The 8,776-nt window shown below is 41.7% G+C and carries 8 protein-coding genes; 3 read left to right on the forward strand and 5 right to left on the reverse strand.

Going from position 1 to position 8,776, the window contains the following annotated elements:
- Window positions 1–41: 41 nt before the first annotated feature.
- Window positions 42–932, reverse strand: a complete 891-nt coding sequence (locus AC59IL_RS31290; protein WP_496556187.1) for a winged helix-turn-helix domain-containing protein — start codon at window positions 930–932, stop codon at window positions 42–44.
- A gap of 182 nt (window positions 933–1,114) precedes the next feature.
- On the opposite strand from AC59IL_RS31290, the gene AC59IL_RS31295 reads away from it, so the two are divergent.
- Together AC59IL_RS31295 and AC59IL_RS31300 are read left to right on the forward strand one after the other, a co-directional pair.
- Window positions 1,115–1,558, forward strand: coding sequence for a hypothetical protein (locus AC59IL_RS31295; protein WP_496556188.1), 444 nt, complete (start codon window positions 1,115–1,117; stop codon window positions 1,556–1,558).
- 198 nt (window positions 1,559–1,756) lie between these two features.
- Window positions 1,757–2,449, forward strand: a complete 693-nt coding sequence (locus AC59IL_RS31300; RefSeq protein WP_496556189.1) for a hypothetical protein — start codon at window positions 1,757–1,759, stop codon at window positions 2,447–2,449.
- Window positions 2,450–3,037: 588 nt separating this feature from the next.
- Here the strand turns inward: AC59IL_RS31300 and AC59IL_RS31305 are convergent.
- Window positions 3,038–3,394: a winged helix-turn-helix transcriptional regulator gene (locus tag AC59IL_RS31305; RefSeq protein ID WP_496556190.1), complete on the reverse strand. Its 357-nt coding sequence runs from the start codon at window positions 3,392–3,394 to the stop codon at window positions 3,038–3,040.
- An 84-nt stretch (window positions 3,395–3,478) separates the two neighbouring features.
- Between AC59IL_RS31305 and AC59IL_RS31310 the strand changes: the two genes are divergently transcribed.
- Window positions 3,479–4,432 carry a quinone oxidoreductase family protein gene (locus tag AC59IL_RS31310; RefSeq protein ID WP_496556191.1) on the forward strand — a complete coding sequence of 318 codons (954 nt, stop codon included), beginning with the start codon at window positions 3,479–3,481 and terminating at the stop codon, window positions 4,430–4,432.
- A 208-nt stretch (window positions 4,433–4,640) separates the two neighbouring features.
- On the opposite strand, the gene AC59IL_RS31315 is transcribed toward AC59IL_RS31310, so the two are convergent.
- The 3 genes from AC59IL_RS31315 to AC59IL_RS31325 form a co-directional block, all read right to left on the reverse strand.
- Window positions 4,641–6,674 (reverse strand): OmpA family protein, encoded by a 2,034-nt coding sequence (locus tag AC59IL_RS31315; protein WP_496556192.1) that lies wholly within the window; start codon window positions 6,672–6,674, stop codon window positions 4,641–4,643.
- A gap of 49 nt (window positions 6,675–6,723) precedes the next feature.
- A complete protein-coding gene (locus AC59IL_RS31320; RefSeq protein WP_496556193.1) occupies window positions 6,724–7,746 on the reverse strand; it encodes a PorP/SprF family type IX secretion system membrane protein in 1,023 nt (340 codons plus the stop codon).
- Window positions 7,747–7,763: 17 nt separating this feature from the next.
- Window positions 7,764–8,776, reverse strand: a 1,013-nt coding sequence (locus tag AC59IL_RS31325) for a T9SS type B sorting domain-containing protein (RefSeq protein WP_496556194.1), incomplete at its 5' end; no start/stop codon positions are given.

The following is an 8,776-nucleotide window of genomic DNA, read 5'->3' on the forward strand; positions in this document are numbered from 1 at the left end:
CGACAATCCTTCAAACCTATAGACGGAGCGGGAAGATTTTCTTAAGAGTTAATTTCAAGCTTATATCCTTTGCCGCGTATAACAACTATTTTGATGTTCGGATCAAATTCAAGTTTTTTTCTAAGTTTTGATATGAACATATCGAGACTGCGGCCTACTATAACACCTTCATCTTCCCATATCTCTTTTTGCAGTCGGCTTCTCTCTATAGTCTCGTTTGGAGACAATGCGAAAATGAGCAGAACACGGGTTTCCGTTACTGTCAGGTCTATTGTTTTTCCATTTATTACGAGCTTCCGACTCTCCGAATCGAACAACACCGAGCCCAAATTGAATGTACCGGTACCCTGAACTTCAGGCAAAGCTCTTTTGGACTTAACAGATCTCAAGAAAATAAAACCAACAAATGCCAAAAGTGACAGGCTGCCCAGAAGATATCTATTCTTTGCTGTAGTTATACCCGTTGGCTTAAATTTAATGTTAATCATATAACATGCTATTGGTTGCCGTCTTCCTAAACAGGTTACAATATCATCTTTCTTATTTTTTGATATAGCATATCCATACGCTACACTGGCATTGGCGCAGTTCAGTACGTTAACAACGTAATCACGTGCCAGCGGGTCTTTGGCTAACAATCGCTGAGTGGTATTGATGAGGGAGTCTGGTTGAAAAGTAAGATCGTTCTCAAACCTGATCTGGTATTCATTTTCGGCGATCTTTTTTACTGGAAGTATCCGTGATGTACTGTCGCCCGACTGAAGGAGTATTTCATGTCCGATTCGGCGAAGCAAAACTTCTCTTCTGGCAAAGTCAAAGTCATCATTGCCGGTCATGCTGAAAGCCACGCAGATTCCAGAGATAAACAAGAGTAATAACCATCCGCCCCGGTGCTCTCGTTTGACGGGCAGGAGATTTCTTCTAACAAGCATAATGTCAAGATATTATTTACAAAGTTTACACTTTTATTTACAATACAGATTCCTTAGGCTGAAATAAATCAAAGTATTTTTGTTGCACCAACTTTAAAAGGATATGAAAAATAAAAAGAAATGCCTTAAACGGATCTGATTTATCAGGAGATAGATCTATGTTAATTAAACCTACAAAAAATATGAAAAAAGTTATTTATGCGCTGATCTTACCGCTGGTTGTGGTAAGCGGACTAGTATTTGCTAATAGCGAAATCAAAAATGAAACTTCTAAAAAATCAGCCCCAAAGCCACTCTCTGCTGCTGAAATGAAAGCCGAAAGGAAAAAATGGTATATGGAAGCTGTTGTAACCTCTCTTTCTCTTCCGCCAGGCTCACGATTAGGTTTCGGAGTGATGGTCAGGATTAATGGTTACGATTATATTCTTAGTTTTGGGCGGGAAAACTCTAATGAATTTCAGCAATTGCATAGCCTGAAAGTTAACGACAAAATAATTATAAGAAGCCATAGTGTATTTAGTGTATCGTACACGCCCAATTATTCATATCCAATTGTATCGGGCGACTATGTAGAACGAGATGGTAAAATAATTTATAAACGTGCCCCTCGCAAAGGCGGCTGCTGAGTACAGTTATGATGGAAAGACTTTTACGGAATTTAAAGGTAAAGAGAGTCAGAAATAACATTTTTAGCCGACACTTTTAAGATGGAATTATGCTTCAGGCAGTACATTTTACGGCATCGACAGCTCGATGTCTAAAAAAGTAATGCAGCAGCTAGGTCTAGCAGTTTTTCTGTTCCCGATAATTAAATAGAAAAAATCATGAAATACGTACTCATCTATACTTTGTTCTTAATGTCTGTTTTTTGCAGTTCCTGTGAGGGACAAAACAAACCAGACCCCCCAAAAGAAAATATCAAGCCTGAAACCAAAGACATAGTCACTTCCACCGGATCTAATGAAAAATATCACACTAAGTCTGAGTATACTGATTCTATGGGTAAGCGTCTAATCATACAAAACAGTTGGTCAAGAGGTATAAAATACACTGACCCTAATGGGAAGAAAGAAAATAAAGTTTTATTTTGGACTCGAATAACCAATGAAACAGAAAATCCATTAGAATTAAATATAGACTTTCCTGTAGAATATGAAGTTCCGTCTTTACCTGGTAGATACTTTAAAATATTGCTTCCTTCCGATACAATGACACTTGATAAAGAACCATTGCCAGACTATGGTATAACAGATTTAAAATCTTTTTTGGATAATAGTATTCATAAGCCGTCATCGTTAAAAAGAACTATTAATCCAAAAGAATCGAGTGGTTTTTATGTTGCAATTCTCTTTGATAGCGGAGTAGTTGGTCCATTTCGAACAGGACTAAGTATAAAGGGGCAAAATCTTTTTTACATAGTTACACGATACGCTGGCAAACAAGGAGTCTCATTAGTTGACGAGAAAGAAATTAATTGTGGAAGTATTAATTTGAAAAATTTGATGTTACAGAAATAAATAGAAAGCCAGCGTACAATCAAAGTGTATAAGAAATAGGGGGCGTAGTAAATCGAAGGTTTGTTCTAATTAAGTTTTGTATGCTTTTAAAAGTGCTACTCAGATACACCAAAACGTTTTTCTCAAATTATTTTTATATAACATTTTGACCAAAAAGCTATTACCCTGTTACTTAATTTTAATTAGTGCTCCTTTATTCTTCGGTTGCAGTGGACCTGTAAAAGAGGAAAATAAAAATAATGCATCGCCAAGTTCTTTATCCTTGCATGTTGGGAATGAGAAATATTTTATAATAGATACAAAGGAAAGTGTTGTAACATGGACCGGTTCAACCTGGGCCAAAGCTCCGGGCGGTAAAGCGAACGGCCTGCCACCCTGCTGAGCAAACGTTCATGCAGCAGAAAACAATAGTGAAAAGATAACGGTTACAAATACATTCATGAATTTAATGATCATTGAGTGAACGGAACTGAGTGTGATAGAAAGGATATTTCCAAAGACGTTCCAAATTGGCCGGTAACGGCTCTGCAAAATTAAATGGAAAACTTGTAGGCGATATTTATGCGAACAGGAATGGAAGCACGATTATTACATTTTCAGCCGATCCCTGATCTTTTTTCGGTGTTTCTCACCAAACACAATCAATGCCTGCATTACCTGCCAGGTTTCCCTCGCATATTCGGTAATGGAGTATTCCACGGTAACCGGTTTTGTTTGTTTTACTGTGCGGGTAATCAGCATATTTAGTTCCAGATCCTGCAGTTCCCTGGTGAGCACTTTAGGACTGATTTTTATCTTTTGCTGTAGATCTGTAAAGCGCATGGAGCCGGGAGCCAGATTCTTAAGAATGCAAAATTTCCATTTTCCACGAAACAATTGAACAGAATCCTGTAAGGCCAGAGCCCTCTCTTTCCAACTGGTTTCATCGCAAAAATTTCCAGGCATATTATGATTTTACTTTCCTAAAGGTAACGCATAGTGATAATGTCTGCAACAGTTGCCAACTTGCGAAAAATATAATATTAAATTATGCAAGCAATTCAGTTAGCCGCTACGGGCTCACCGGAAGTTTTCGAACTGAAAGAATTACCAGAACCCGGCATCCGTACAGGAGAAGTTTTGGTAAAAATAGATGCAATAGGGCTGAATTATGTAGATACATTAATCAGGAAAGGAAAACACCCTTCATTTCAATCGTTACCGGCAATTATGCCCGGTGAAATAGAAGGCATTATTACAAAGGTGGGCAAAGATGTTACACAATTTCAACCTGGCCAGAAAGTCACAGGATATACACAAGCGGGATATGCGCAATTTGCGGCGATTCCAGCCGGGCAGCTTACTGTTTTGCCCGATGATCTGCCAATAGGCAAAGGCATGCTCATTCAACATTTAACTGCACAGAACCTTCTACACCAGGCGTCAGGTTACAAGTCGGTGCTCGTTACCGCTGCTGCGGGTGGAGTAGGTTCCTCGGCCATCTGCATAGCCCGTATTAAAAATATACCTATGATTGCAGGCCTTTTAGGAAATATGCAGAAGACGCCGTATATACAGTCACTTGGCGCAACCCATGCTATTAGTTATCTGGTAGATAATTGGTTCCATCAATTAAAAGAAATAACGAATAATAATGGATTCGATCTGATCCTGGATTCTGTGGGTGGAGTGATCGGTTCGGCATTGGTGGAATTATTAGCACCCGGCGGCACGCTGGTCGTATATGGCAACAGCTCCGGGCAGCCTTCTTCAATTGATCTACAAAGCATTGTTATGCCGGCCGTTAGAAAAATAACAGGTGCAAGGTTAAATGCGGCTCCTGCAGAACTAAAAGCGAAATGGACTAAAGAAATTTTTCAATGGATTAAATCTAAACAGCTTAACGTAGCAGCAGCTTTTTATCAGCTCGCTGATGCAGCCAGTGCTCATCATGATATGGAAAACAGAACGAGTACAGGCAGGCTTATCCTACTTCCCTGGTGATCCCTGCCAACATTTTCAAATCCCCCACAAACCGGTTCGAAAATTGTATCGACGGGGTCACAAAATTGAATTTTACTTCCAAAACCCGCTTTCAGAGCGGGTTTTGGAGTGACCTACCAGTTACCACAACTGAAAGAAACAAAAAACCGCCCGTCTTTCCTAAAGTTTAGGCGGGCGGTTTTCTTTATTACACAGTAAGTACTGTTCTTTATCCCTTCGATATATTGATCAATGCCCTTCTGTTACGACTGCGGCCATCAGGATTATCGCGGCCATTGATCAATTCCAATTCAAGCGGACAACAGGCTCCTAATGATTCAAAAGTAATGCGGCTGGCGTTTATACCTTTGTGAATGAAATATCGGGCGCATGACCTTGCACGCCGGTCAGAAAGCTTTTTATTGTATTCTTCAGTGCCCTTGCCATCTGTATAGGCTAAGATCTGAAGCGAATAGGAAGGAAACTGCATCAGCACCTGGAAAACCGAATCGAGCTTGTTCACAGCTTCTGTTTTCAGTTTGCTCCTGTCAAAATCGAAATATACAGTAACTACATTCTCTACCTTTAAAATGAATTTTTTATCAATGTACATATCTGTATTGACTAACTGATCGGTGAACAGGTTCGCTTCAGCGGTATCATTAATTTTCACTACATCAGTGGTATCATTATAATATTGTTTGGTAATAGTGATCCGGTAATTCGAATAATCATTATGGATGGTATCAAACGAATAGCTGCCTTTATCATCCGTTTTTGTTGCCCACGTTTTGCCAGATGGGTCTGTTAAAACAATGGCAGCATCGGCAATGGGGCTATTGTCCTTATGATCACGTACCAGCCCGGTTAACCGTTTGTTTCGGGATGATCTTTTAATGAGATAATTTTCAAGGCAGCAGCCGGTGCCCCTGTCGGAACCAACAATGGCGGTTGCCAATAGTGCTGTATCTTCAGGAGCAAAAAAGTAAATATCATCTCTCGATGAATTAACCGGATAACCCATATTGCGGGGCGCTCCCCATGCCTTATCACTGCCCTTTACAGAAAAAAGATCATACCCGCCCATGCCCGGTCGTCCGTTTGTAGCAAACACCATCGTACCGCTGCTGGTATGATAAAACGGAGCCTGCTCATCACCGGCTGTATTTATTCCGGGCCCCGCATTAATAGGAGTACCGGCATGACCATCTTCATATATAGGCGCATACCAGATATCGAATCCACCTGATCCGCCCGGGCGGTCAGAAGAAAAATATAAATATATTCCATCCGCTGAGCAAAATGGCTGCTTACTGCTAAACCCGTCGATATTAACCTCCGGCAATAAAACCGGCTTTGTCCATCCACTGTCGCTACGGTTTATGATGTAATAAATATTAGAAACTATGCGGCCTTTTTCTTTTTTCCATTGGGTAAAATAAATACGATTGCCGTCTGCGGTAAAGCTTGCTACCCCCTGGTTATCTGAAATTCCGGCAACTGGTAAAACAACAGGGGTTAGCTGATCGAGACTATCGTTTTTCAAAGTACCATAAAACAAATGGCTTGTATGCGGATTTACCCCTTTCACTTTGGCAGTATCGGTTTTTGTACTGCTTACCAGGTACTTGTTGCCGCCTACCGCCCTTACTGCAAAAGCGCCTTTTTCAAAGCTGCCGGGTGTTTTGAGTTTCGAGCTGTTCACCTGGCCGGCGCCAGTTGCCGCCAATTGAGTGCGTATATATTGCAGGGTTTGCAATTCTTTTTCAGCCTCGTCTTTAAACTGGCTGTTTTTTCCATCAGCGATTAAGTATTTGCGTAGATTTTCTTCCGCCGCATCATAATTTTCCAGGCTACGTTCACATACGGCGCTCCAGTAAAAGGCATCGATATTATCAGTACATTTTTTGTATGCCGAGTCGGCATTTATGAAATAATGGGCAAGCCGGTAGCTTTCTGCCTGTTTATAAAGAATGCTCGCGCGTGACCTGTTTTGACTGCCTGCGGCCGCAGTGCCGGTTTTCGCATACGTTGTAAATGCAGGTGCGTTTATATTTCTGCCCGATGTTTTCAGATACTGCTCATACAAATAACCAGCTGTATAATATTCACCGGCTTCAAAATACTGATCGGCTAATTGTAGCGGGCTTTTACCATGTACAACCTGTTGGCTTTGTAACGGTAGCCAACATATGCCTGCCATCAGTAAGCCTAATAATTTGCCGGCCAAAGGCCTCAACTTAAATTGTAAAAATGTGTTCATATTTAAATACTCAAATGTTTAATGTCAAAAAACCTTTTCAAACCATCTTTTAAAGTCTTGCACAACGAACAAAATCAACAATACTCTTTGTGCCCGACCGTTTTATATAAGAAACGGTGAGTTCAAAACTGTTTACGTTTTTCGTCATAGGTCTTAGTCCCGAAGCATTCGCATCGTAGCTTAACCCGATTACAAAACTCTTATGTTCGATACCGGCATAAGGGGCGATCGCATCATGAACGCGGTAATATCCGCCCAGCATAAAATTGGTCTCTTCATCTACACTTAGTTGCGCATAAAAACCAACCATTGCTTCATAGGCAGTACCCTGGCGCATATACATCACATGCGGAATTACCTTAGCATTCGATGATAAATTAAAGCTTATCCCGCCATGCACGGAGTAACGGACAGGTATCCTGTTGAGGTTTGTATTGTGGTTGGTGACGATAGGGTCTTTAGGTCTGTTTAAATGATATACTGAAAAGCCACCGAATAAATTATATTTCTTTTGGGGCGTCGCATCAAAATACAGTATACCGGCCCCTATATCGGGAACAATGGAAGACGTTCGGGAAAATGTTTGTGTTGTGGGGTTACTCTCCTGGTAGCCGGTGATAGGGTTCCATTGTTCGCCCCATGTGAATTTTGAGGGATTGACCCGGCGACTTATAATACCACCCTGCATGGCCATAACAATACGTTGGTTAAAATCCTTTCCGAATTTAACACCGGTGTAAGCATAAGAACCGGATAAAGTAAGATAATCAAACCCGCCATTAGCGGCAGACTGGTTTAAAAGATTTATGCCCAGCCCTGCATTTTTATTGGTACGCGTATCAAATGAAACCCCAACGGTACGATACAAACTGCTAAGACTGCCCCACTGGCTGCGAAAAATAGCAGAGGCCCTGTACTCGCCGTCGGCGCTGCCTGCCAGCGCAGGATTTATATACAGGGGATATGTATAATTCTGCGTAAAATGCGGATCTGTTTGGGCAACTGCTTTAGCAGTTATCATTAACAAACAGACCGCCAACCGACCGTATCGATTGATGTGTTTGTTCTTCATATTCAGGATATTGTTTTTTATCGAATAAGTGTAACAGGACCTTTCATATTAACCGTTCTCCCATCTTTCAATACTGCATGCAGCACATACAAATAAACACCGACAGGCTGAGCGGTCCCCTTGTATTTACCATCCCACCCCTGACTCGTACTGGTAAGCGTTGCAATGCGTTGACCCCATTGATTGAAAATCTGCATCTCAACAGAAGCGATATAATTTCCGTAAATAAAAAGCTGATCATTCCTTCCATCGCCATCAGGAGAAAATGCATTGGGTACAAAAACGTCTTTGGACAAGGGCAGCACTTTTATCTTAAATGATTGAGATACGCCGGCACAACCATTGGTGAAAGGGACCGTAGTAATGATTGCGTTAAAAGCCGTATCGGCCTTATTGGTTGCCCGAAAAGAAGGGATCGGACCGGAGCCTGAAGCTGCCAGGCCTATTGACGTGTTTGAATTATTCCATTTTATGCTGCCTGCCGGATCGTTCACCGAAAAATCATAGGATGCCAAAACAACACCGTCATAAATAGTGGTATCCCTCATTATACTGGTAACAGCCGCCTTAGGATAAACCTGGATGGTTAATGTCGATGCTATGGCACACTGTCCTGTATCTGGGGTAAATGTATAAGTAGTGGTAGCTGTATTATTCAATGCCGGTGACCAGGTGCCCGTAACGGGTACAGCATTGGTAGATGATAACGGCAACGCCTGCAGAGCCGCTCCTGGACATATTGGTGCAACAGCCGTGAACGTAGGCGTTACTTTCTGGTTTACTGTAATCGTTAATGTTGTTGTGGTTGCGCACAAACCGGCTGTTGGCGTAAACGTATAAGTAGTAGTGGCCGTATTGTTCAATGCCGGTGCCCATGTACCCGTGATGCCCTCATTTGATGTTGTGGGCAAAGGGGGCAGCGTAGTGCCGGAACATATTGGCGCCACAGCCGTGAACGTAGGGGTTACATTTGGATTAACGGTGATCGTTAATGTTGTGGTGGTAGCGCACTGTCCGGCTGTTGGCGTAA

Source organism: Niastella sp. sgz303648 (assembly GCF_059587045.1).

What these genes read in the sequence shown, in the direction of transcription:
- AC59IL_RS31290 (WP_496556187.1), bottom strand. Translation starts at nt 932, where the DNA reads ATGCTTGTTAGAAGAAATCTCCTGCCCGTCAAACGAGAGCACCGGGGC.
- AC59IL_RS31295 (WP_496556188.1), top strand. Translation starts at nt 1,115, where the DNA reads ATGAAAAAAGTTATTTATGCGCTGATCTTACCGCTGGTTGTGGTAAGC.
- AC59IL_RS31300 (WP_496556189.1), top strand. Translation starts at nt 1,757, where the DNA reads ATGAAATACGTACTCATCTATACTTTGTTCTTAATGTCTGTTTTTTGC.
- AC59IL_RS31305 (WP_496556190.1), bottom strand. Translation starts at nt 3,394, where the DNA reads ATGCCTGGAAATTTTTGCGATGAAACCAGTTGGAAAGAGAGGGCTCTG.
- AC59IL_RS31310 (WP_496556191.1), top strand. Translation starts at nt 3,479, where the DNA reads ATGCAAGCAATTCAGTTAGCCGCTACGGGCTCACCGGAAGTTTTCGAA.
- AC59IL_RS31315 (WP_496556192.1), bottom strand. Translation starts at nt 6,674, where the DNA reads ATGAACACATTTTTACAATTTAAGTTGAGGCCTTTGGCCGGCAAATTA.
- AC59IL_RS31320 (WP_496556193.1), bottom strand. Translation starts at nt 7,746, where the DNA reads ATGAAGAACAAACACATCAATCGATACGGTCGGTTGGCGGTCTGTTTG.